This is a genomic window from Nostoc sp. JL34, from assembly GCF_017114945.1.
GTDB lineage: Bacteria > Cyanobacteriota > Cyanobacteriia > Cyanobacteriales > Nostocaceae > Nostoc.
The window spans coordinates 96,948-123,779 of the sequence record NZ_JABXKQ010000108.1; the positions used below are offsets into that span (position 1 = coordinate 96,948).

Annotated in this window: 9 protein-coding genes; all 9 read left to right on the forward strand. The window is 37.0% G+C overall.

Annotation, left to right across the window (positions count from 1 at the left end; all coding sequences use genetic code 11):
• The first annotated feature begins 11 nt into the window (after positions 1–11).
• The 9 genes from HWQ44_RS19450 (at position 12) to HWQ44_RS19490 (ending at position 26,815) form a co-directional block, all read left to right on the forward strand.
• Positions 12–3,248, forward strand: coding sequence for an amino acid adenylation domain-containing protein (locus HWQ44_RS19450; protein WP_292721842.1), 3,237 nt, complete (start codon positions 12–14; stop codon positions 3,246–3,248).
• Positions 3,249–3,262: 14 nt separating this feature from the next.
• Entirely contained in the window at positions 3,263–9,343 is a 6,081-nt protein-coding gene (locus tag HWQ44_RS19455; protein ID WP_292721844.1) for a type I polyketide synthase, read from the forward strand.
• Positions 9,340–10,743, forward strand: coding sequence for a condensation domain-containing protein (locus HWQ44_RS19460; RefSeq protein WP_292721847.1), 1,404 nt, complete (start codon positions 9,340–9,342; stop codon positions 10,741–10,743). Before HWQ44_RS19455 ends, HWQ44_RS19460 begins: the two co-directional genes overlap by 4 nt.
• A gap of 57 nt (positions 10,744–10,800) precedes the next feature.
• Positions 10,801–11,715 carry a cupin-like domain-containing protein gene (locus HWQ44_RS19465; protein ID WP_292721850.1) on the forward strand — a complete coding sequence of 305 codons (915 nt, stop codon included), beginning with the start codon at positions 10,801–10,803 and terminating at the stop codon, positions 11,713–11,715.
• Between the two features lie 85 nt (positions 11,716–11,800).
• Positions 11,801–13,057 (forward strand): diaminobutyrate--2-oxoglutarate transaminase, encoded by a 1,257-nt coding sequence (ectB, locus tag HWQ44_RS19470; RefSeq protein WP_292721853.1) that lies wholly within the window; start codon positions 11,801–11,803, stop codon positions 13,055–13,057.
• 19 nt (positions 13,058–13,076) lie between these two features.
• Entirely contained in the window at positions 13,077–15,863 is a 2,787-nt protein-coding gene (locus HWQ44_RS19475; protein WP_292721856.1) for an amino acid adenylation domain-containing protein, read from the forward strand.
• Between the two features lie 38 nt (positions 15,864–15,901).
• Positions 15,902–20,578 carry a type I polyketide synthase gene (locus HWQ44_RS19480; protein WP_292721859.1) on the forward strand — a complete coding sequence of 1,559 codons (4,677 nt, stop codon included), beginning with the start codon at positions 15,902–15,904 and terminating at the stop codon, positions 20,576–20,578.
• Positions 20,579–20,697: 119 nt separating this feature from the next.
• On the forward strand, positions 20,698–22,377 hold the full coding sequence (gene panP / locus HWQ44_RS19485; protein ID WP_292721862.1) for a pyridoxal-dependent aspartate 1-decarboxylase PanP: 1,680 nt from the start codon (positions 20,698–20,700) through the stop codon (positions 22,375–22,377).
• Between the two features lie 34 nt (positions 22,378–22,411).
• Positions 22,412–26,815, forward strand: coding sequence for an SDR family NAD(P)-dependent oxidoreductase (locus tag HWQ44_RS19490; RefSeq protein WP_292721865.1), 4,404 nt, complete (start codon positions 22,412–22,414; stop codon positions 26,813–26,815).
• Positions 26,816–26,832 lie beyond the last annotated feature (17 nt).

A 26,832-nucleotide genomic window follows, 5' to 3' on the forward strand; every position in this document is an offset into this window, starting at 1 on the left:
GAGAAATAAAAATGCAACAAATAATTCAAGGTTTTCCACTATCTCCCCAACAAAAACATCTTTGGTTACTAGAACAAGATAGTAATTTATATCGCAGTCAATGTGCTATTCTTATTGAAGGAAATATAAAACTAGAGATACTAAAAGAAGCGTTACAGAAAGTTATTGCTAGAAATGAAATTCTTCGGACAAAGTTTCATCGTCCCCGAGGATTAAAAATACCTATCCAGGTTATAGATACTACTAGTAGTATTCTTTTCAAGGAGTCTACTTTAGAAAATAAATCTTCTCAATATGAAGAGATAGAAGTACTTTTTAATAAAATAAGCGAACAATCTGTAAAATTAGATAAAGGGCAATTATTAAATATACAGTTGCTAAGTTGCTCATTAAATAAATACGTTTTATTTTTTAACTTACCATCTCTTTGTGCAGACTATAAGACATTAAAAAATATAGTTGATGAAATTAGTCAGTATTACAGTGCCTGTTTGCAGAATGTAGAACTCAGCGAAGAACCACTACAATATGCTGATGTTGCTACATGGCAAAATGAATTACTTGAAGCAGGAGAGAGAAAGTATTGGCAAGAAATAGATTTTTCGACCCTGGATAGCTTAAAGCTTCCTTTTGAGAATCGTCTTTCTGAAAAATCGGAATTTGAACCCCAATTGATTAAGTTAGCAATTCATAGTGATTTACTCGCTAAAATTGAAGAAATTGTCCACAAATCTCAAATATCGATAGATATATTTTTTCTTACTTGCTGGCAAATTCTACTTTGGCGTCTTACTGGGCAATCAAATTTAATTATAGGTCTAGGCTGTGATGGTCGCAATTATGAAGAGTTAAAAGCAGCACTAGGTTTATTTGCCAAATATTTACCGCTTGCTTATCATCTGCAAGAAAATGATACATTCAAAAATACTTTGGCACAGGTTAAAAAATTAACAAATGAAATACTTGAATGGCAGGATAGTTTTAGTTGGGACGCATTTACTCAAACAAACACAGATGATATAGAACAGTCATTTTTACCATTTTGTTTTGATTTTGAGGAAACAGAAACTAATTATTCTACTCCTCAAGTAGCATTTTCAATTTATCAGCATTATGTCTGCTTTGACCGATTTAAAATAAAGCTTTCTTGTATCCGTACACAAAATCGGTTAGTCAAAATAGAGTTTCATTATGATGCAAAAGTTTTCTGTAAAGAAGATATTCAACGTTTAGCAGATCATTGGCAAACTTTGTTAATCAGTGTTATTAATAATCCTTCTACACCAATATCGCGGTTGAATATTCTCAGTGAACAAGAACGAGAACAACTCTTAGTTGCATTCAACAATAGTAAGACAGCAGAGCTACAATACAAGTGCATCCACCATTGGGTTGAACAGCAGTGCGATCGCACGCCAGACAATATTGCCATTATTTATAAAAATCAGCAATTTACCTACCGAGAATTGAACACTCGTGCTAACCAGCTAGCTCATTACCTACAACAATTAGGTGTAAAACCAGACGTAATGGTGGGACTTTGTGTCGAGCGATCGCCTTTAATGCTGATTGGACTTTTAGCTGTCCTCAAAGCTGGTGGTGCTTATGTACCGATTGACCCTAGCTATCCCTTAGAAAGAAAAACTTTTATCCTAAATGATTCTCAAATGCCAGTGCTGCTGACTCAACAGCATTTAATGGCAGATTTAGCTACAAATGGAATTAAAGTAATTTGTATAGATAGTGATTGGCAAGCCATCAACCAACAAAAAGTTGAAAATCCAAGTACTACAACAACCGAATTAAATTTAGCCTATGTTATTTACACCTCTGGTTCTACTGGTAAACCCAAAGGAACTCTAATTCCTCATCAAGGATTAATTAACTACTTGAGTTGGTGTACCCAAACATATGCAGTACAAGAAGGAGTCGGAACTTTAGTTCATTCACCTTTGGGTTTTGACTTAACAATCACTAGTCTTTTTTCACCTTTATTAGTTGGTCGTACAGTAGAATTACTATCAGAAGAACAAGGCATTGAAACCTTTTCTCAAGCTTTAAGTAAAAGCTCGAATTTAAGTTTGGTAAAAATTACCCCTGCTCACTTGGATTTGCTGAAGCAACAGTTATCTAAAGAAGAGATTGGCAATAAAACGAGAGCTTTTATTATTGGTGGCGAAAATTTATTAGCTGAAAGCATCACCTTCTGGCAAGATGTAGCTCCAGATACAATTTTAGTAAACGAATACGGGCCTACAGAGACAGTAGTAGGCTGCTGTGTTTATCAGGTTCCAATAGGTAAACACGCTTCCGGTTCCATACCCATTGGTAAGGCGATCGCTAATACCCAGTTATACATTTTAGACCAATATTTGCAACCAGTATCAATGGGGGTATCCGGTGAATTGCACATTGGCGGACTTGGATTAGCCAGAGGCTATCTAAATCAACCTGAATTAACAGCCCTAAAGTTTATCCCCAATCCCTTTAGCAAACAAGAAGGCGATCGCCTTTACAAAACAGGTGATTTAGTTCGCTTTCTACCAAGTGGAGATATCGAGTATATCGGTCGCATTGATAACCAAGTGAAAATACGTGGGTTCCGTGTTGAACTAGGAGAAATTGAAGCGACTATTAATCAACATCCATCAATATCGACAAGTGTAGTTATTGTTAGAGAGGATAAATCTGGAAATCAAAGTTTAATAGCCTATGTAACTCTTCACTCAGACAAAGCACTAACAATTCCTGAACTGCGCCGCTTCTTGCAGAATAAATTGCTTGATCATATGGTGCCAACAGCCTTTATGATATTAGAAGCATTACCATTAACATCTAATGGCAAAGTAGACCGTCAAGCCTTGCCAATGCCCGACGCTCTGCGCCCAGAATTAGAAGTTGCTTATGTGGTACCGCAAACTGAGGTGGAGAAGACAATAGCCTCTGTTTGGCAAAAAGCTTTGAATCTTGAAAAGATAGGCATTCACGATAATTTTTTTGAAATTGGCGGTCATTCATTACTTTTAGTTACAGTTCACAGCCAATTGCAGGAAATATTAAAAGCAGAACTGTCAACCCTTGATTTGTTTAGATATCCTACCATCAATTCTTTAGCAGAGTATTTAAATTCATCTCCAAATACCACAGCATTTTTACAGGAAAGCGATACTCAAGCAGAGAAAATTTCATCTGGTAAGGCGCAACAAAAAAAACGTCTAGAAAAAATGAAATCAGTTGAAAATAATTAAGGAATTAACAAATAATGAGTATTCCAACTGGTGCAGATCATAGTAACGGTTCAGAAATAGCAATTATTGGATTAGCAGGAAGATTTCCTGGAGCTAAAAATATTGATGAATTTTGGCATAACCTCAAAAATGGTATAGAATCAATTTCTTGGTTCAGCGATCAAGAACTGTTGGAATCAGGAGTAGATGCAGCGCTTCTGGGCAATCCCAGTTATGTGAAAAGAAATGCTGTGATCGAAGATGCAGAACTTTTTGATGCTGACTTTTTTGGTTTTAATCCCAGAGATGCAGAAATTACTGACCCGCAACATCGGATTTTTTTAGAGTGTGCTTGGGAAGCCCTGGAAAAAGCAGGCTATAATTCCGAAACATACAATGGTTCCATAGGTGTTTTTGCTGGTTCTAACTTAAGCGGTTATTTATTAAACATTTATTTTAATCAAAATATTAGAAACTCAGTAGATGAACAACAAATAGCGATCGCTGGGGATAAAGATTACCTGGCTACACGTACTTCTTACAAACTTAATTTAACGGGGCCTAGTTATACAGTTCAAACAGCTTGCTCAACCTCATTAGTGGCCGTGCATTTAGCCTGCCAAAGTTTGCTTAACGGTGAATGTGATATGGCTTTGGTTGGTGGTGTTTCCATCAGCGCTTCAAGAAAATCTGGCTATCTTTATAATGAGGGAGGGATTAATTCTCCTGATGGACACTGCCGCGCCTTTGATGCTAAAGCACGGGGAACAGTGGGCGGAGAAGGTGTGGGAATCGTCGTTTTGAAAAGATTAGAAGATGCTCTAACTGATAGAGATTCTATTGATGCTGTTATTAAAGGTTCGGCAATAAATAACGATGGTTCAAACAAAGTTAGTTACACAGCACCGCGTATAGAAGGTCAAGCTAAAGTTATTAAAACGGCTCAAGTTGTTGCAGAGTTAGAACCAGAAACAATAACTTATATTGAAGCTCACGGGACAGGAACATCTTTAGGAGATCCGATTGAAATTGCAGCACTGACGCAAGCATTTCAAAGCAGCACAAAAAAGAAAGGCTTCTGTGCAATTGGTTCCTTAAAAACAAATATTGGTCATTTAGATGCCGCTGCTGGTGTTGCAGGTTTAATTAAAACTGTCTTAGCTCTTAAACACAAACAAATTCCTCCTAGTCTGCACTTTGAGGAACCAAATCCTCAAATTGATTTTGCCAATAGCCCCTTTTATGTCAACAATAAACTTTCCCAATGGAAAGTAGACAAACATCCTAGACGCGCAGGAGTTAGTTCTTTTGGAATTGGTGGTACTAATGCTCATGTAATTTTAGAAGAAGCTCCACTTTTTACAAGTCAAGAAAGTATTTCTCGCCCCTGGCAGTTGTTAGCAATCTCTGCAAAAACTCAAACAGCTTTAGAATCTACTACAACTAACCTTACCAATTATTTAACACAATATCCTGATATCAACCTTGCTGATGTAGCTCATACTTTACAAGTTGGCCGTCGAAATTTTAGCCATCGTCGAGTGTTGCTGTGTCAGGATATTCAAGATGCTATAAAAATATTAACAGCGTCAAATCAACAAGGAGTTTTCAGTAATTTCTCAGAAACCCGTAACCATTCAATCGTGTTTATGTTTCCCGGACAGGGAGCGCAGTATGTAAACATGGGACGGGAATTATATAAAACAGAAGCAATTTTTCGAGAACAAGTTGATGATTGCTGTGAATTACTCAAACCACATTTAAAGTTAAATCTCAAAGATATACTTTATCCCTCGACAATAGAAGCTACACAAGAAAAACTTAAACAAACTTCCTTAACACAAGTTGCGCTATTTGTGATTGAATATGCTCTTGCTAAACTTTGGATGGCGTGGGGTGTACATCCGCAAGTGATGATTGGTCACAGCATTGGTGAGTATGTAGCTGCTTGTATTTCAGGTGTTTTTTCTTTAGAAGAGGCATTGACTTTAGTCGTAATTCGCGGACGACTGATGCAACAAGTCGAACCAGGGTCAATGCTTTCTGTTTCTCTCTCTGCCAAAGAAATACAACCTATGTTGGGTTCAGAACTTTCTTTAGCAGCTAGCAATGCACCATCTCTTTGTGTGGTTTCTGGTGCTACTAATGCGATAGAACTATTACAAAATAGTTTGATAGAACAAGGTGTTGATTGTCGTCGGCTGCATACATCTCATGCTTTTCATTCTCAGATGATGGAGCCGATTTTAGAGCCATTTCTCCGGCATGTTAGAGAAGTCAACCTGAAACCACCTCAAATTCCTTTTGTTTCCAACGTTACCGGAACTTGGATTATGGCAAAGCAGGCGACTGATCCTGACTACTGGGCTAGACACCTACGACAACCCGTATTATTTAACGAGGGAATCATTGAACTGCTGCAACAGCCAGAGCGAATGCTATTGGAAGTTGGCCCAGGACGAACGCTAACTACCTTAGCTAAACGACAGTCGATTTCACAGACTGTAGTCCTAACTTCCTTGCGACATCCCCAAGAGCAAATTTCTGATGTAGCATTTTTACTCAATACTCTCTCTCGGCTTTGGCTATCAGGATTGCAAATAAACTGGGCAGGCTTTTATACAAAGGAGCAACGCAGACATATTCCTTTGCCTACCTATCCTTTTGAGCGTCAGCGTTACTGGATTGAAGCTAACCCCGAAACTGTATTATCAAAGGCATGGCAAAAATCATCAGGTAAAAAGCCAGATATTGCTGATTGGTTTTATGTCCCAATCTGGAAACAATCTACACCACTTGAGTTCTTCCAAGGGAAGAAAATAGTAACCGATAAAAATACTCGCTGGTTAGTTTTTATCGATGACTATGGAATTGGAAGCGAAGTTGCTAAACGACTCGAACAACAAAGTCAAAATGTTGTTAAAGTTAGGGTCGCAGATAAATTTACTAAGCTGAATAAATATACATATACTGTTAACCCACGGCAAAGCGATGACTACGATGCCTTGCTTCAAGAACTCCAAAAAGAGAGTTTGATTCCAAATGGATTAGCTCACTTTTGGAGCATTACACCAAATGATACGTTACCTTGCAATGAGTTAAAAGAACAAACACAATTATCACATCAGTTTTTTGAAAATTGTCAGAATCTCGGTTTTTGGAGTTTGTTGTATTTAATACAGGCATTAGGAAGACAAAATATCAGCGATTCTCTGAAGCTGAGGGTTGTAACTAACAATCTACATAATGTTAGCGGCGACGAAAATTTACGCCCAGAAAAGGCAACAATATTGGGGCCGTGTAAGATAATTCCCAAGGAATATCTAAACATTAATTCCTGTCTGATCGATGTAGTAATTCCTGCTGCTAACATCTCACCAACACAAAAATTTATCGACTATCTGGTTACTGAGCTGACAACACAGGAAACTGATAATATCGTTGCTTATCGTGGATCTCATCGCTGGATTCAAACCTTTGAAACTGTTCGTTTGGATAATAGTACTCCAGCTAAAACTAGGTTAAAGCAAGAAGGAGTTTACTTAATTACTGGTGGACTTGGCGGTATCGGTTTGGTGCTGGCGGAATATTTAGCGAAGACAGTACAAGCTAAGTTAATTTTAATTGGCAGAAAGGGATTGCCGGAGCGATCGCAGTGGCAGCAATGGCTAGAAACTCATGATAGTAAGGATAGTGTCAGCTGCAAAATCCAAAAAATGCTAGCACTTGAAGAGTTGGGGTCAGAGGTTGAGGTTAAAAGTGCCGATGTAGCTAGCTACGAACAAATGCAGGTAGCCGTTGCTGAAGCTTTAGAAAAATTTGGTCAAATCAATGGTGTCATCCATGCAGCGGGTATTGCTGGTGGTGGCATTGTTCAACTAAAAACACAGGATGTAGCAAACAGCGTATTAGCACCAAAAGTCAAAGGCACATTAGTATTAGAGGAGATTTTAAAGTTACAAAATATTAATTTAGATTTTTTAGTCCTTTGTTCATCTCAAAGCTCTATCTTGAGTGAATTTGGACAGGTAGATTATTGTGCAGCGAATGCATTTCTGGATATTTATGCAGATTATCGGAATTCTAAATCTGACCAATTGACAGTGGCAATCAACTGGGGTACTTGGCAAGAGGTAGGGATGGCAGTAGAGACAGCACTACCAGAACAATTAAAACTTCAACGTGAAGAGGATCTCAAAAAAGGAATATTATCTCAAGAAGGTGCCGAAGCTTTTAATCGCATTTTGCTAAGTAGCTTGCCTCATGTTGTTGTATCCCCGCAAGACTTCCAAACAGTAATTGAACAGGACAATTCTTTCAATTATCTAGAACAAGAATTAGCCCTTTTATCAGAGACATCAAAAACAAATCTTTCTAAACTAAGCCATCCTCGTCCAAATTTGGCAAATGCTTATGTTGCTCCTTGTAACGAAGTTGAGCAGACCCTTGCTGATATTTGGCAACAATTTCTGGGAATCGATAAAGTTGGTATTCATGACAACTTTTTTGAATTGGCAGGAGATTCCATCATTACAATTCAAATTGTTGCCAAAGCTAACCAACTAGGTTTGAAGTTGACTTCTCAACAAATGTTTATGCACCAAACTATCGCTGAATTAGCGACAGCAACAGGTGTAGCTGAAACTAACCTGAGTGAAAAGAGTTCAATAAATAGAGAACTATATCTAACACCTATTCAGCATCGCTTCTTTGAGCAGAATCAAGCAGATGCACATTCTTGTAACCAGTCTTTAATACTGGAAATGCAACAAATATGCGATCCTAAAGTATTAAAGCAGGCTGTAGAATATGTGATTGAATACCACGATGTATTTCGTCTGCGTTTTCTTCAAAAAGAATCTAGCTGGCAGCAAATTAAAGCTAATACCAATGATATAATGGTATACAAGCATCTGGATTTGTCTGCACTTCCAGAAAATCAGCAAAAATATGCTTTTGAATCTGCGATCGCAGAACTACAAAGTAACTTCAACTTAAGTGAAGGGCCCCTTGTAAAAGTAGCTTTTATTGAATTGCGATCGCCGACAAATAGCTACCTAGTAATTACCATCCACCATCTTTTAATAGATGCTGTTTCTTGGCAGATTTTGCTAAAAGATTTACAAACAGTTTATCAGCAACTGAGTCAAGGTAAAGCTATACAGTTGTCTGATAAAGGCACTTCATTCAAGCGCTGGAAGCAGTGTGTGCAAGAGTACGCTCAGACATCAGAAATGATTCATGAGCAAGACTACTGGTTAGCAAAAGCTCAAAAACCTTTCTACAGTCTACTTGTTGACTATTCTGCAAGGGAAAATACAGTATCTAACACTGAGATAGTATCAATTTCTCTAGATAAACAGGAAACACAAGCCTTATTAAAAAATGTCAATAAGGCTTATAACACCCAGATAAACGATGTTCTCTTAACAGCGTTGGTGCAAGCTTTTGCAAAGTGGACAGGAGAGCAGCAATTATGGGTAGATGTTAAAGATAATGGTCGAGATATAATCTTCAAAGATGTTAACGATATATCTCTATCTGATACGATTGGTTTATTTACAACTTGCTTCCCAGTCATTTTAGATATAACAGAGGCTTCCGATCAAGGAAGTGCATTGATAGCAGTCAAAGAGTATTTACGTAGCATTCAGAATAAAGGTATTGGGTACGATATACTGCGCTATATCAGAAGTAATTCAGAAATAAATTCCAAGCTAAAATCTTTTCCACAACCTCAAATAAGTTTTCATTACTTAGGTAACTTTGACCCTGTTATATCCCAGTCATATTTATTTGATTTAACCGGCCAGTCTATTAGACTCAACCAAAGTCAAAATGCAAATCAATTTTACTTACTGGAAATAAATGGAATTATTGTTCAAGAACAACTGCAATTGAACTGGATTTATAGTACAGCGGTTCATCGTCGAGAAACAATTGAAACTTTAGCTAAAAGCTTCATTGGAGCTATGCAAAGCATAATTGATCACTGTCAGTCTCTTGAGACAGAAAAATATACACCTTCTGACTTTCCCAGAGCTAACTTGAATCAACAAGACCTAGATAAATTCCTGACAAAAATTAATCGAGCAAGTGAGAAAAAAGCACAATGAAAGCAGAAAATGTCGAGGACATATATGAACTGACGCCCGTACAAAAGGGGATGCTCTTTCACTGTTTATACGCAAGCGAATCAGCATTATACTTTTTTCACCATACCTTAACTTTGCATGGTAATCCAAATGTAGAGGCTTTTGAACAAGCATGGCAACAAGTAGTAGATAGACATACAGTTTTGCGTACAGGATTTTATTGGGAAGACATTGATAATCCATTACAAGTTGTTTATAAACAAGTAAAAATTACCTTAAATCAAGATGATTGGCGTGGTGTTGAGGAAGCAGAACAACAAGAGCGATTAAAATTATTTCTAGAGAGCGATCGCAAATTAGGTTTTGACTTTTCCCAACCATGTTTAATGCGTATAACTTTAATTCGTCTTGCTGATGAGCGCTATGAATTTATTTGGAGCAATCACCATATAACCACAGACGGATGGTCTGGGCCGATCATATTAGAAGAATGCTTACAAATCTACGAAGCGCTTTGTGATTGTAAAGAAGTGAACTTATTGCCAACTCGTCCTTTTAGGAATTACATCGACTGGTTGCAGCAACAAAGTATAACCAAGACCGAAAGTTTTTGGCGTGAAGCATTACAAGGAGTGAAAGCACCAACTCCCCTAACTTATATAGAAAACAATCAATTATCTAACCAAGAGGAAAGGTACGATGAAGAGATCGTTAAACTATCAGAAGCAACTACAAAATCATTACTATCTTTTGCTACAAAAAATCGTCTAACTCTTGCCACATTAGTTAATGGAATTTGGTCTATTCTTCTTAGTCGTTACACTTGTCGTAACAATATAATTTATGGATTCACTGTCACAGGAAGACCAGTAGATTTAGCTGAAGTAGAGTCAATGGTTGGTATGTTTATAAATACCTTACCAATAAATGTCAAGTTAAATACTGAGCAGCAGTTATTGTCGTGGCTACAAGATTTTCAGATCCAACTAGTCAAAGCGCGTCATCATGAATATACTCCACTTACGCAAATTCAGGGTTGGAGTGAAGTACCACGGAATTTACCTCTATTTGAAACTATTGTTGTGGTTGAAAACTTTCCAGTCAGCCAATTTTTAAAAAGCTGGGAAGGAAATATAGAATTTGAGCTAACTGGAACTTATTACAGAAATAACTACCCTTTGAATTTAGTTATATATCCAGAAGCCGAAATTATAGTCGCAATTTCATACGATTCTCGTAGATTTGATATCGCTACAATTACTGGAATAATTAGCGATTTTCAAATCCTGCTACAAGAAATAATGACTAATCCTTATGCTCAAATTAAAGATTTATCATTTTCGACATCACAACAACAGCAAATCTCAACATCTTTAGAAAAAGAAGCATTATTTGATTGGAAATTAGCTCCAATGTCTTAGATGACTGATAATAAGTGAGTTTATTTCTGCCAATCAGCAAAAATATTGATCGCATTTATGAGAATTGACAAGATTCAAAAGGATAAAGCTATGATTGTTTCATCTGCAATAGAAAGAAGATACAAACTTTCAAGTGATGAATTCAATAAAGACTATGTTGAATTAGGAAAACCAGTCATAATTTCTGGAGTAATTCCCAGTTGGAATGGCTTTGATAAATGGTCTTTAAAATACCTTAAAGATTTATCTCCTTCTCTAAATATTTACGCCAAAAAATTTAGTAACGATGGAATTGAGATATGTAGTCTCACAATGGAAAGATATATAGAATTAATAGAAAACTATGAAGAAAATCCTCAAAATAATGCTAGACCACCATATTGCCATGACTTACCTTTATTTAGTTTAATACCTTCTTTAGTAAAAGATGTTCAACCATTTCCTTTTGATTATTTGCCAGAATGGTATTGGCACGAGTGGTGGCGTTACTGCCAGTTTTTCTTGGGTTCTTCTAATAGTATTACACCACTACATTTTGATTGCCTTCTGACTAACAATATTTTCTTTCAAATTGTTGGACGTAAACAATTTACTATATTACTGCCTGAAGATGCCAAATATTGTTATCGGAAAGGCTGGCGATGGTTTCTCGTTAATCCAGAAAACCCAGATTTAAATAAATACCCAGAATATAAAAATGCCAGACCGATTAAATTTATTGTAAATCCTGGGGATATTGTATACATGCCTCCTGGAACACTGCATCATGTTCGGAGTTTAGATATGTCGATTTCTTTTAATATTGATTGGCATACTCAAAAAAGTTCGCTTAATGCTCTAGCAGCTATTACAAAAGGGATGCCACTTCAAAACTTATACTATAACTTTTTATTAGCTATGGGTTTAGTGTTAAAAGTACCTCCTCAAATTATTTTTAAATATTATAAGTCTTATCTTAATTATGTTTCTTAAAAAATAAGACAAGTACAAGAATATATGCCGTGCACATAGTCAGTAGATTGATTAATGCCTTTTGTAATTAAAATAGAAAAATATCATGAATATATTTGAAAAGTGTGAATCAAACGTCAGAAGCTATTGCCGTAATTTTCCCGATATATTTCATAGAGCTAAAGGTTCTATAATTTATTCGGATTCAGGTAAAGAATATATTGATTTTTTTGCAGGAGCAGGAGCTTTAAATTATGGACATAATCATGACTATATAAAACGAAAGGTTATGGCATATTTAGATGCCGATGGAATTGCACACGGCTTAGATATGTATACTTCAGCTAAAGAGAAGTTTTTAGCAAAGTTTGATGAAGTTATACTAAGCTCAAGAAAACTAGATTATCGCATTCAGTTTTGTGGGCCAACAGGAACAAATGCAGTTGAAGCAGCTTTGAAGTTAGCCAGAAAAGTCAAACAAAGACCAGGTATATTCTCCTTCATGGGAGCGTATCACGGAATGACTTTAGGTAGCCTATCTATTAGTGGTAATGTCGGAATTCGAGCCGGGGCAATTGGGGCATCAAATAATGTAACATTTATGCCTTATCCCTATGGATTTATGGAAAGTTTTGACACAATAGAATATATAAAAACAGTTTTAAATGATGTCAATTCTGGAATTGAAAAACCAGCAGCAATAATTTTTGAAACAGTACAAGCTGAAGGTGGAGTTGTTATAGCTCCTATTGACTGGATGCAAAGACTAAGGAAGTTGTGTGACGAGAATGATATTTTACTAATTTGTGATGATATTCAAGTCGGCTGTGGTCGAACAGGCCCTTTCTTTTCTTTTGAAAGAGCAGATATAGTTCCCGATATGGTAGTACTCTCTAAATCTATTAGTGGGTATGGGTTTCCAATGTCACTATTATTGATTAAGCCAGAGTTGGATATATGGGAACCGGGTGAGCATAATGGTACTTTTAGGGGGAATCAATTGGCATTTGTAGGAGCTACAGCTGCTTTAGAGTATAGAGAAAGTTGTAATTTTGAACAAGATGTTAAAGCTAAAGAGCTTTTTTTGAAAAATTTTCTAACTCAACAAATACTACCAATTAGTGAAAACATATCAATCCGTGGGATTGGGATGATTTGGGGTATTGATGTTAAAAACTTTGGTGGTAGCAGTTTCGCTAAAAGTATCACTTCACGTTGTTTTGAACTAGGGTTAATAGTTGAAAGATCAGGTAGAAATGATACTGTTATTAAAATTTTACCACCATTAATCATTGATATGTCTACCTTAGAAAAGGGATGTTCAATTATCAAAGAAGCTTTTAATGATTGCATAGAAAACTAGGATATTAGCATTAATAAGTTTGCAAGTAATTGATTACAAGGATAAAACTATGGGTATACATCTACAATCGAATGACTCATTCTCTGAAAAAGTTTATTGGATAAATAAACTATCAGGAGAATTACCAGAAACAAATCTGATGCTGGACTATGTAAGACCTTTATTTTCTAGTGATAAAAAGAAATCTCTTAGTTTTGATTTATCAAATGATTTATCTCAAACAATTATTAAGCTAGCTAAAGGCTCTTACTTTTCAATCTACTTGATACTTGTATCTGCATTGAATATATTACTGCAAAAATATACTAGAAATAATGATGTTGTTGTCGGAATACCAGTATATGAGACAACTGGTATTAATTGCGTAAATACTAAAATTATTCCTTTGCGTACTCAAGTCACACCTCGACTTTCATTCAAAGATTTTATTTTTCAAGTTAAAGATGCTACGATCGCAGCTTACAGTCATCAAAACTATAATTTTGATGAAGTAATCGATTTGTTGGAGCTACCAACGAGTCTTAATCGTTGTCCAATTTTTGACATAGTAGTTTGTTTAGAAAATATTCATAATAAAAGTCCTTTAAATCAACTCAATAATGATATTACAATTTCTTTTAAAGTTGATTGTGGAAGTATTAGTGCTGATATAGAGTATAAAGAACATTTGTTTCAAGATGAAAATATAAAATTTATGAGTAGATATTATAGTAATATTCTTGGAAGCTGTATTAATCAAGTAAATACTAAGATATCAGAGATTGTTTTCTTAAAAGACTATGAGCAACACCAGATATTAACAGAGTTTAATAACAAAACTAAACAGTATCCCGTTAATCAGACAATAAATCAATTATTTGAAACTCAAGTATCTCAGACTCCAAATAATATAGCCGTCATTCATCAACAAACTCAACTCACGTATCAAGAACTAAACCATCAAGCGAATCAGCTAGCTGAATTATTGCGGAAATTAGGAGTTGAACAAGGAGACTTTGTAGGCATTTTTAAAGACCGTGATATCAATTTCCTGATTGCTATTCTTGCTATATACAAGGCAGGTGGTGCATATGTACCTATTGATAGTACTTACCCACCAAATCGAATTAAGTATATGCTATCTAATAGCGAAGTGAGGTTCTTATTAACAGATTTTTCGCTCTTAAATGTTCTATCAGACCTGGTAGAAGGTTGTTCCGAGTTATCCTCTATTATTTGTTTAGATAGCATTGTTATTGCTCAGACGCCCCTTGCTAAACAAACCGGGTTAAAAATATATAATAAATTGGATTTTCAGCAGCTATCTAATGATAATATAGAACAGGTTAATCATGCTGCTGACCCAGCTTATATGCTTTATACTTCCGGGTCTACAGGATTACCAAAGGGGGCAATTGTCAGGCATGATGGTGCAATTAATCATATTTATGCCCAATTTGATGAGTTGGAGTTAACGCAAGAGTTTTCTTTTCTGCAAAGTGCTCCATCTTCCACAGATATTTCTGTATGGCAATTTTTAGCACCACTTTTAATTGGTGGTCAGACGGTAATAGTAGATATAGAAACCGTTGCTATTCCTGAGCAACTATTTCTTGCTCTGAAATCTGAGAAAATTACAGTTGTTGAATTAGTCCCAGCATTATTTGTCGGCTTGCTTGAATATACTTCTCAGCTACCGATTCATCAAAGAGAATTACCTAATTTAAAATGGATGATGGTTGTAGGAGAACCAGTATCGGTCAGTTTGGTAAATAGGTGGCTTGAGATATATCCCGAAATTAAAATTGTTAACGCTTATGGCCCAACTGAGGCTGCTGATGATATCACCCAGTTTATCGTTGACAAGCCTTTGCCAGAAAATCAGCGGACGGTTCCAATTGGTAAACCATTAGCTAACTTAAATCTCTACATTCTGGATGGAGAAATGCAATTATTACCCATTGGCGCTCCTGGAGAGATTTGTGTATCGGGAATTGGTGTGGGTGATGGGTACTGGAAAAATCAAGAAAAAACTAATTTCAGCTTTGTGACTAACCCGTTTACAGATGTTAGTCAGAAATTACCAGAAAATCGCAGAGATTTAATTTATAAAACTGGAGATTTAGGAAGATGGCTTCCTGATGGGAATATAGAATTCCTCGGACGTATTGACCATCAGGTGAAGATTCGTGGCTTCCGGGTTGAACTTGGGGAAATTGAGACATTTCTGTGTCAGCATCCGAATGTACGTGAAAATGTAGTCGTGGTTCGACAGGACGAACCAGGTAATTTGCAATTAGTTGCCTATGTGGTTGCTAAGACAGAACCAGTTCCTAGTATTAGTGAATTGCGTAGCTTCTTAAAAGAAAAGTTACCTGACCATATGTTACCTTCTGCCTTTATGATGCTAGAAAATCTACCGCTAGCACCTAGCGGTAAGGTAGACCGGAAAGCTTTACCAAAACCAGATAATCTTCGCCCGGAATTAGAAACAGCTTACGTATTGCCGCGAAATGAGATGGAACACGTAATTGCTGATATTTGGCAAAAAATACTTAAGGTGGAGAAAGTTGGCATTCAAGATAACTTTTTTGACCTTGGTGGTCATTCGCTAAATGTGCTTCAGGTTTACAGCAAACTGCGGGAACTTTATAAAGCTGATTTAGTAATAACTGACCTATTTAAATATCCAACAATCAGTTCAATAGCACGATATTTCAATCAAGAAGAAGATGATAACTTTGCCATTCAGAGTAATGAATTAAATGACCAGTTAGAAGCTGGAAAAGCAAGATTAAAAAAACGATTTCTACAAAATAGACAATAAAATCTTTAATAATTTATAGTCAATAGCTAGCATTAAGTATGGAAAACTCAGAATATTTAAGTAACAAAACTGGTCTGGAAATAGCTATTATTGGTATGAGTGGTTGTTTCCCAGAGGCGGAAAATATTGAGCAGTTTTGGCTAAATATCCGAGACGGAATAGAGTCAATACATAGATTTCATGACCAAGAATTAAAAGATTTAGGTGTAGATGCAGCTTTATTGAGCGACATCAATTATGTTAAAGCAGAGGGAGTAGTCGAAGGTATAGACTTGTTTGATGCTTCATTTTTTGACATCAGTCCTAGAGAAGCTGAAGTCATGGATCCTTCACTCCGTTTTTTCTTGGAGCATTCATGGAAAGCACTTGAGGATGCTGGTTATAGTTCGGATGTCTATAAAAAACCAATTGGGGTCTACGCTGGTACAAGTTTTGGCAGTTATCTACTTAACATTTATTCTAATTATGAGCTTATTGCCTCTGTGGGTGATAAGCAGATAGAAAAGGGAACTTCTCCAGATTATGTGACTACACTTGCTTCTTATAAATTAAATTTGCAGGGCCCAAGTTATGCGGTGCAAACTACTTGCTCAAGTTCATTGGTTGCTGTACATTTAGCTTGCCAAAGTTTGCTTAGTGGTGAGTGTGATATTGCTTTGGCAGGAGGAGTTTCAATATCAACAGCAAATGGTTATTTATATCAAGAGGGAGGAATTGAATCTCCTGATGGACATTGCCGTGCTTTTGATGCAAAGGCTGCGGGAACAGTAAAAGGAAGAGGTTTGGGTATTGTAGTTTTAAAGCGCTTAGAAGAAGCGATCGCAGATGGAGACTGCATCAATGCTATTATCAAAGGCTCTGCTATTAATAACGATGGTTCAGATAAAGTTAGCTACACCGCACCCAGCGTCAATGGTCAAGCCAAGGTAATAAGAGCAGCTCAGGTTATGGCTGAGGTGGAACCTGATACTATTAGCTACATTGAAGCTCATGGAACCGGAACTTCTCTAGGAGATCCCGTTGAAATCGCTGCATTAACACAAGCTTTTCGTACTAAAACTCAGAACAAGGGATTTTGTAGCATTGGTTCTGTGAAAACCAACATTGGGCATTTGGACTCAACTGCTGGAGTAGCAGGTTTAATTAAAACCGTACTAGCCTTAAAACACAAAAAAATTCCCCCCAGTTTAAACTTTGAAGAACCATCACCCCAAATTGATTTCGCTAATAGTCCCTTTTATGTAAACAATAAATTATCTGAATGGAAAACTAACGGTACGCCTCGCCGTGCAGGTGTTAGTTCCTTTGGCTTTGGTGGGACAAATGTCCATTTGATTGTGGAAGAAGCGACCATAACTAAATCCTCTAGTTCTTCTCGACCTTGGCAACTATTATTACTTTCAACCAAGACGAATACAGCCCTAGAAACTGCTACAGAAAATCTGGCTAATTACTTACAAAAGCATCCCGATTTAAACCTTGCGGATGTTGCTCATACTTTACAATTAGGCCGGTGGACTTTGAACCATCGCCGAATGGTAGTTTGCCAAAACCAAGAAGATGCAATCAACGCATTACAAGATCCTCAAAGAGCTTTCACCCATTACCAAGAACCTTGTAATCGCCCAGTTGTGTTTATGTTTTCTGGACAAGGTTCACAATATGTCAATATGGGTCGAGAATTATACGACAGTGAAACCGTATTTAAAAAACAAGTTGATTACTGCTGTGAACTGCTCAAACCTCACTTGGAATTAGACCTGCGTACAGTTCTCTATCCCAGTCTAGAAAAAGCTCAGGAAGCAACACAAAAATTGCAACAAACAGCAATTACTCAACCAGCATTGTTTGTGATTGAATATGCTTTAGCCAAGTTGTGGATGGCGTGGGGTATATGCCCTGAGATGATGATTGGTCACAGTATCGGGGAGTATGTCGCTGCAACTATGGCTGGAGTTTTCTTATTGGAAGATGCTTTAGCGATCGTTGCAATGCGAGGAAAACTAATGCAGCAGTTGCCTGCTGGTGCCATGCTCTCGGTTCAGCTTCCAGAACAAGAGGTACAACAACTGCTAGAAAAGGAAATCTGTCTAGCTGCGAGCAATGCACCTTCTTCCTGTGTGGTGTCCGGTGCGACAGAAGCAATAGAGAAATTGCAACAGAAGCTACAACAAATAGGTGTAAAGTATAGGCGTTTACATACTTCCCACGCCTTTCATTCTCAAATGATGGAACCCATCATTGAGACTTTCATCCAGTCATTACAAAAAGTAAAACTCAATTCCCCAAAGATTCCGTTTGTTTCTAATGTCAGCGGAACTTGGATTACCGCGGCCGAAGCAACAGATCCTAACTATTGGGCTAAACATTTAAGGCAACCAGTATGTTTCAGTTTAGGAATCGCTGAATTGCTCAAACAGTCAGAGCCAATACTGTTAGAAGTTGGGCCGGGACGGACGCTAAGTAGTTTGGCGAAACAACATCAAACAGATAAAATCACAGCACTAACCTCTATACGACATCCTCAAGAGCAACAATCAGATGTAGAATTTTTACTTAACACCTTAGGTAGGCTTTGGTTAGTAGGAATTCAAATTGATTGGTCGGGTTTTTATGTAAATGAAAAGCGTCATCGTATACCCTTACCTACTTATCCTTTTGAGCGTCAGCGTTACTGGATTGAGGTAAATCGAAATGCAACCTTGGCAATGATGTCGCCAAAAACTTCAGATAAGAAGCCAGATATTGCTGACTGGTTCTACCTTCCTTGCTGGAAAGAATCTACACCTATTGAGTTTTTGCAACTGGAAAATCTGGGAGAACAAAAGATATGTTGGTTAGTGTTTGCTGATACCTATGGAGTGGGAGTAGAAATTGCTGAACGACTCAAACAACAGGATCAAGATGTGATTTTCGTTAGGGTTGCAGATAAATTTGCAAAAATTGATAACTGTACATATACAATTAATCCTGAACAAAGGGATGACTATGATAACTTGTTGCAAGCACTACAAGAACAGAATTCTACTCCTCAAGCGATCGCACATTTTTGGAGCGTTACTCCTAACGATATTTTACCTAGTCAAGAGCTAGACCCACAAACACAATATCAGTTTTTTGAAGATTGCCAAAACCTCGGTTTTGATAGTCTGCTATTTCTGACGCAAGCCTTGGCAAAACAGAATATAATTGACCCAATAAAGTTGATGGTTGTCACCAGTAATCTACATGATATAACTGGCAGCGAGAATTTATGCCCAGATAAGGCAACTATATTAGGGCCATGCAATGTAATTCCACAAGAGTATCTCAACATAACTTGCTGTTGCTTTGATATCGTACTACCAAAATCTGGAACTAAGCCATCACAAATACTGATAGACTCACTGATTACAGAATTTACAGCCCCAATAACTGATAACTTAATTGCTTATCGTGGCAATCATCGCTGGATTAAAACATACGAAGCTGTACATTTAGATGAAAGCATTATCAGCAAAACTAAGTTGAGGAAAGGGGGTGTTTACCTAATCACTGGTGGGCTTGGTCGCATTGGTTTAGCCATGTCAGAATACTTAGCAAAAAAAATGCAAGCTAAGTTAGTTTTAATCGGTAGAAATGGCATACCTGAAAGAGATGAGTGGTCTGAATGGCTACTAACTCATGATGAATCTAATCAAGTTAGCCAGAAGCTGAAAAAGGTGATGAGGCTAGAAGAATTAGGTGCCCAAGTTCAGGCGATCGCTGCTGATGTGGCTAATGAACAACAAATGCAACAAGCTATAGCGTTAGTTCATGAACGTTTTGGTAAAATTCATGGTGTGATCCACGCAGCCGGAATTAATGACGATGCGTATTATACTATTGAAGAAAGTTCTAAAACTCAAAGTCAATCACAATTTAATCCCAAAGTGTATGGACTATTTATTTTAGAAAAACTTTTGCGAGATCAAAAGTTAGATTTTTGTTTATTCACATCTTCTTCATCATCTGTTTTAGGAGGTTTAGGGTTAAGTTCCTATTCTGCTGCTAACATTTTTATGGATGCCTATGCTCACAAGCAGAATCAGACAAATTTGTTTCCTTGTATTAGTGTGAACTGGGATACTTGGCAATCTCAAGAAAACGATATGCAGGATCTAACTGTGGGAGTAGCGTTAGAAAAATTACGCATGACATGGCAGGAAGGCATAGATGTCTTTAGCCGTGTATTATCTCTAACTAAAACTCCTCAGATTGTTGTTTCTGCGGGAGAACTGCAACCCAGAATTGAACAATGGATAAAACGAGACTTTTTACAAAACAAGAAATTATCAAATAATCGAGATAGTTTATCACTCCATTCCAGAGCAAACTTACAAAGCGAGTATGTCCCAGCTAGCAACAATGTAGAGCAAATAGTTGCTACAACTTGGCAAAAAGTTCTGGGGATTGAAAAGATTGGTATTTATGATAACTTTTTTGATTTGGGAGGTAGTTCTCTAATCGGTGTTGAAATTATATCCCAGCTTCAAAAAGAATTAAATGCCCATATTCCGATAATCAGCATTTATGAAAAGCCAACTATTAGTTCACTTGCCGAGTTTTTAAGCAACGACGAACAAGCATATTTACAAAAAGATTCTTACCGGAATCAAACGAGGTCTGCTTCAATTAAGCGTCGCAAACAAGCTAGGCAAAATTATCGAAAAACATCACTAATAGAAGATAATTAGTACTTTTAAAAGCTCATGAATGGTTTGTAGGAAGCACTAAAAACTTTCTTAAAAGAAACTAGGCTTTTTGGTGTTAGTAGCAAGGCAATTAGGAACTAAGAGATATTCTGGAGTATAAAATGGCATTGAGTCAGCAGAGACAAGAAAAAACTCAGCAAAATTTCTTTCTTGAGAATGAGCTAACACCACAGTATGCAGTTGCTGAAGAAGTAATGCAACTATTTACACCATCTAACAATTTAATATCTATAGAAGCTAAGATGGGTGTTCAAACTGACACTTTAGTTGATGATTTTTTAAGTGCAATTAACACTAATTCAGATATTGATTTTAATGCATTAGTAGAAACATTTTCTGATAGTCAAGTTCCCATTAATCCTGCTAATTTTGATAACTATCTTGATTATTTAGCAAATAATGTTATTAATCATTCAATACATACATCTTCACCACGATTTATAGGTCACATGACCTCTGCACTACCCTGTTTTGTGCGACCGATCGCAAAACTGATGACAGCAATGAACCAAAATGTTGTCAAAATAGAAACAGCTAAAGCTTTTAGCCCTTATGAACGTCAGGCTTTGGCAATGATGCATAGATTGATTTATAACTTTTCTGATGAATTTTATACCGAGCATATCCAAAATAGCCAAAGTACTTTAGGGATATTGGTTTCTGGAGGTACAGCAGCAAACATCATCGCCCTCTGGTGCGCCCGTAATAAATCCTTGGGTGCAAAAAATAGTTTTGCAGGTGTAGAAAAGGAAGGTTTAACAGCAGCTTTAGATTACTACGGTTATCAAGGAGCAGTGATCATTGGCTCTGAATTGATGCATTATTCTTTTGACAAGGCCGCAGACTTATTAGGCATAGGTACACATGGTTTGATAAAAATTCCTACTAATGGTGATAACCAAGTAGAGTTACCGGCTTTACGTCAGGCTGTTGCAGATTGTCATGCCAAAAATCTGCATATTATTGCGATCGTTGGCGTTGCTGGTACTACGGATTCTGGTAATATAGATTCGCTTTTAGATATAGCAGATATTGCCCAAGCTGCAAATGTTCATTTTCATGTAGATGCAGCTTGGGGCGGCCCACTCATATTTTCAGAACAACATCGACAAAAGCTTGTTGGTATTGAACGCGCTGATTCAGTCACAATTGATGGACATAAACAGCTATATTTACCTATGGGTATTGGTATGGTATTCATGCGCGAACCATACTTAGCTTCATCGATTGAAAAAAATGCTAGCTATACCATGCGTAAGGGTTCATTCGATTTGGGTAAACGCGCTTTAGAAGGTTCTCGAGCGGGTATGGCATTATTTTTACATGCTGGACTACATCTGATAGGGCTTAAAGGTTATGAATTTTTGATTGATGCAGGCATTGAGAAGACACAATATATGGCTGCTCAGATCACTACCATGTCTGAATTTGAGTTACTATCTCAACCGGATATAAATCTTCTTCTTTACCGCTACATTCCAGAATCTTTCAGAGAACTTACAGTTAAAAAGCAATTAACAGAAAGTGATAATCAACAAATAAATATATTCAATGAGCGCCTGCAAAAAAGTCAACGTCAAGCTGGTCGGACTTTTATCTCGCGGACAACAAAAATAATTACCTGTTTAGAACAAGAATTTTCGGTTACCGCCCTTCGTGCAGTAATCGCCAATCCGCTCACTACTAAAGATGATATTGATGCAGTACTAAACGACCAAATTCAGATTGCTTTAGATTTATCAATATCAGATTCTTTAGAAGCCACTCAGAGCCTAGCATAGTTGCTAAAAATAAGTTTAATTAGGTATTTATCCGATGAATAATTTTCAGGAATTTAATAACTTTGATGATAGCGATGAAATAGCCATTATTGGTATAAATGGCCGCTTTGCCGGTGCAAACAATGTTGATAAATTTTGGCAAAATTTGCGGGATGGAGTAGAGTCAATTTCTCATTTTACAGATGAAGAACTGCTAGCTTCGGGTATAGAGCAAAGTTTACTCAATGACCCAAATTATGTTAAAGCCAGCAGCATAGTGGAAGGTATCGAGTTATTTGATGCAGCATTTTTTGGATTTACTCCTAGAGAGGCTGAAATCACAGACCCACAACATCGGATCTTTTTAGAATCTGCCTGGGAAGCTTTAGAATCTGCTGGCTATGATTCCGAATCATACAAAGGTAAAATTGGCGTTTACGCTGGTGTAACTAACAGTAATTATTTATTTACAAATTTATATTCAAATCAAGACTTAATGCAGTCAGTAGATGCTTTAAATATTTTTATTGGTAATGAAAAAGATAACTTAAGCACACAAACTTCTTATAAGTTAAATCTTACTGGGCCAAGTATAAATATTCAAAATAACTGCTCTACATCATTAATAGCTGTACATTTAGCCTGTCAAAGTTTGCTAAATGGAGAAAGTGATATAGCTTTGGCTGGTGGTGTTTCCATAGCAAAGCTACCCCAAAAATCTGGTTATCAGTATCAAGAAGGGGTTCTTTGTTCCCCTGATGGACATTGCCGATCTTTTGATGCTAAAGCTAAAGGAACAGTATTTGGTGATGGGTTGGGAATTGTTGTGTTAAAACGGTTGGCTGATGCTGTTACTGATGGAGACTTTATTCATGCTGTAATTAAAGGTTCAGCTATCAATAACGACGGTTCTTTAAAGGTTGGTTATACAGCGCCTAGTGTTAATGGTCAAAGAGAAGTAATTTTAGAAGCACTTGCCTTAGCTGATGTAGAACCCGATACTATTTCTTATATTGAAGCTCATGGAACTGCAACTCCCTTAGGAGATCCGATTGAAATCAAGGCTCTCACACAAGCTTTTCGTGCTAGCACAAATCAAAAAGGCTTTTGTGCTATCGGTTCAGTAAAAAGCAATATTGGGCATCTGGATACAGCAGCGGGTGTGACAGGCTTAATTAAAACTGTGCAAGCATTAAAACATAAACAAATACCCCCTAGCTTACACTTTGAAAAACCCAACCCAGAGATAGACTTTGCCAAGAGTCCCTTCTACGTCAACACCAAATTATCAGAGTGGAAAACTAAAGGTTTACCTCGCAGAGCAGGTGTAAGTTCTTTTGGGGTTGGCGGGACTAACGCTCATGTAATCTTAGAAGAAGCTCCAGTAATGGAAGCATCTAGTGTTTCTCGCCCTTGGCAATTGCTGTTGCTCTCAGCCAAAACTAGCACAGCCTTAGAAAGTGCAACTGCAAATTTAGCCGCTTACTTCCAGCAACATCCCAATATCAACCTGCCTGATGTAGCTTACACTCTACAAGTAGGTCGTCGAGCTTTTGATCATCGGCGGGTGGTAGTTTGCCAAGATTTGAATGATGCAGTCGGATTACTTAAAAATGAAGACCCGCAACGTATTTTTAGTTACCATTGGAAACCAAGTCGTTGCCCTGTCATTTTCATGTTTTCAGGACAAGGGTCACAATATGTAAACATGGGTCGGGAACTATACGAAGTTGAAGCAACATTTCGCAGACATATAGATACTTGCGCCGAAATCTTGCAATCTCACCTTGGTCTTGATATCCGTCATCTATTGTTTCTAGAGTCAGAAGAAATTGCAACAGCTAACCAAAAATTACAGCAAACAGCGCTTACTCAACCAGCATTATTTGTGATTGAGTATGCCCTAGCTGAGTTACTTATCTCATGGGGAGTGCGCCCAGAAGCGATGATTGGTGACGGTATTGGTGAATATGTCGCAGCTGCGATCGCAGGTGTATTTTCTCTCGAAGATGCCCTATTCATTGTAGCAAACAGGGGACAACTGCGATCGCTCAAAAAAATTCAACTCAATCCACCAGGTATTCGCTTTATTTCCAATGAGACTGGTAGTTGGATTACAGATGCACAAGCCACAAATCCTAACTACTGGAGCCAAAATTTACAACAAGCTGTGAAGTTCTCCGATAGTATTTCTCAACTGTTAGAGCAGTTTGAAGGTGTTTTTATAGAGGTGGGGCCGGGACAAAATTTAAGCACATTAACTAAACAACATTTAGATATTAATGCTAAACAACATGTACTGACTTCCTTACCTGACGTTCAAGATAAACAATCAGATGTCAGCTTTTTGTTAGAAAAATTAGGACAGTTATGGCTTTTTGGAGTCGAGATAGATTGGTCGGTATTTTATACTGAAGAACAGCGTCATCGTCTACCTTTGCCTACCTATCCTTTTGAACGACAAAGGTATTGGATTGATGCCAAAAAGCAAGGAAAAGATGATAATCAGAGTCCAGTATTATTGGGTAAAAAACCTGATATAGCTGACTGGTTTTACATTCCTTTTTGGAAGCCATCTTTACCTCCAGTTCAACTCGATAGCAAAGAATTAATATCTGAAAAATCTTGTACTTTAGTATTTATCGATGAGTGCGGCTTGGGTATTAATTTGGTAAAACAACTAGAAAAACAAAATCAAGATGTAATAACTGTAAAAATAGGTGATAAATTTACCAGATTAGGCGAGTCTGGATATACTATTAATCCTAAAAATAATCAAGATTATGATATTTTATTTCAAGAAATTTTTAGACAAAATAAGTTACCAAAAACAATAGCTCATTTATGGAATGTCACACCTATTAATGACCAAGAATTAGAAATAATAAAAGTTAGTCAGGCTCAAGAAAGGGGATTTTATAGTCTACTATTTATTGCCCAAACTTTAGGTAAACGAGAAACTACTGATGATTTTCAAATCACAGTTATTTCTAACAACCTACAGCCAGTGACCGGAACTGAAGTACTTTGTCCAGAGAAAGCCACTTTAATCGGCCCAATTAAAGTTATTTCTCAAGAATATGCAAATATAAACTGTCGTAGTATTGATGTTATGCTTCCTGCTAACGGCAGTTGGCAAGAAGAAAAACTTATAGAAAAATTGTTGGCAGAACTGACAGTTGATAATTCTGAAAAGTTAATAGCTTATCGAGGTTTGAATCGTTGGGTGCAGAGTTTTGAGCCAGTGCGTTTTGATAAAGCTAAAATTGAAAAACCTCGACTACGAGAAAGAGGAGTCTATTTAATTACAGGTGGACTCGGAGGTATCGGACTTGTTTTGGCAGAATATTTAGCTCGAACTTTACAAGCAAAACTACTGTTATTAGGACGTTCTGCTTTACCTAAAAAAGATGAGTGGTTGCAATGGCTTGCGACTCATGATGAGACTGATAGTACTAGCTGCAAGATTCGCAAAGTTCAAGAACTTGAAGATTTGGGTGCAGAAGTTTTAGCGCTCGCTGCTGATGTCAGCAACACAGAACAAATGCAAAGTGCGATCGCTCAAGCTCAACAGCAATTTGGTCAACTAAATGGTGTTATCCACGCCGCTGGAGTTCCTGGAGGCGGTGTAATTCAGCGAAAAACTCCAGAAGAAGCAGAAAGTATTCTGGCTCCCAAGGTAAAGGGGACAATAGTTCTTGATTCAATTGTCAAAGATATTGAGTTAGATTTCTTTATTCTAGTATCATCAAATAGCTCAATAGTAGCGGAATTTGGACAGGTAGATTATTGTGCAGCAAATGCTTTTCTTGATGCTTATGCTCATAATGCTACAAAACAGTGTCGATTGACTACAAGTATAAACTGGGATACTTGGCAAGAAGTTGGGATGGCAGTAAACACAGAATTACCTCACCGACTCCAAGAATTGCGATTAGAAAATCTTAATCAAGGTATATTACCTAATGAAGGTGTAGATATTTTTCTCCGTACTTTGGGAAATACAATCCCTCAAGTTGTAATATCTACCTCTGACTTATTAGATGTCCTCAAACAGTACAAGTCTTACAACAAAACACAAACCCTAGAATTTTTAGAAACTGTCAATTCCTTTAAATTAAAATATCCCCGACCTGAACTAAGTAATGATTATGTTGCTCCTCGAAATAAAATTGAACAAAAGCTAGTTGACATTTGGCAAGAAGTTATAGGTATTGAACGGATAGGAATTTATGATAACTTCTTTGAGCTTGGTGGTGATTCTCTCATAGGTATTCAACTTATGACGATCGAAAATAAGGAATTTAATTCAAATCTTTCAATTGCCAGACTTTATGAATGCCCAAATATCGGCTCTATGGCAAAGATTTTTACTCCTGAAGACTCTCAAGAAAATGCTTTTGAACAAAGGTTAAGTAGAGGACAGAGAAGAAGACAGATGAAAATACAAACAAACTAAAACACAAAGTTAATTTA

Coding starts and splice junctions, on each gene's coding strand:
- HWQ44_RS19450 (WP_292721842.1), top strand. CDS start 12: ATGCAACAAATAATTCAAGGTTTTCCACTATCTCCCCAACAAAAACAT.
- HWQ44_RS19490 (WP_292721865.1), top strand. CDS start 22,412: ATGAATAATTTTCAGGAATTTAATAACTTTGATGATAGCGATGAAATA.
- HWQ44_RS19480 (WP_292721859.1), top strand. CDS start 15,902: ATGGAAAACTCAGAATATTTAAGTAACAAAACTGGTCTGGAAATAGCT.
- HWQ44_RS19455 (WP_292721844.1), top strand. CDS start 3,263: ATGAGTATTCCAACTGGTGCAGATCATAGTAACGGTTCAGAAATAGCA.
- HWQ44_RS19465 (WP_292721850.1), top strand. CDS start 10,801: ATGAGAATTGACAAGATTCAAAAGGATAAAGCTATGATTGTTTCATCT.
- HWQ44_RS19460 (WP_292721847.1), top strand. CDS start 9,340: ATGAAAGCAGAAAATGTCGAGGACATATATGAACTGACGCCCGTACAA.
- ectB (WP_292721853.1), top strand. CDS start 11,801: ATGAATATATTTGAAAAGTGTGAATCAAACGTCAGAAGCTATTGCCGT.
- panP (WP_292721862.1), top strand. CDS start 20,698: ATGGCATTGAGTCAGCAGAGACAAGAAAAAACTCAGCAAAATTTCTTT.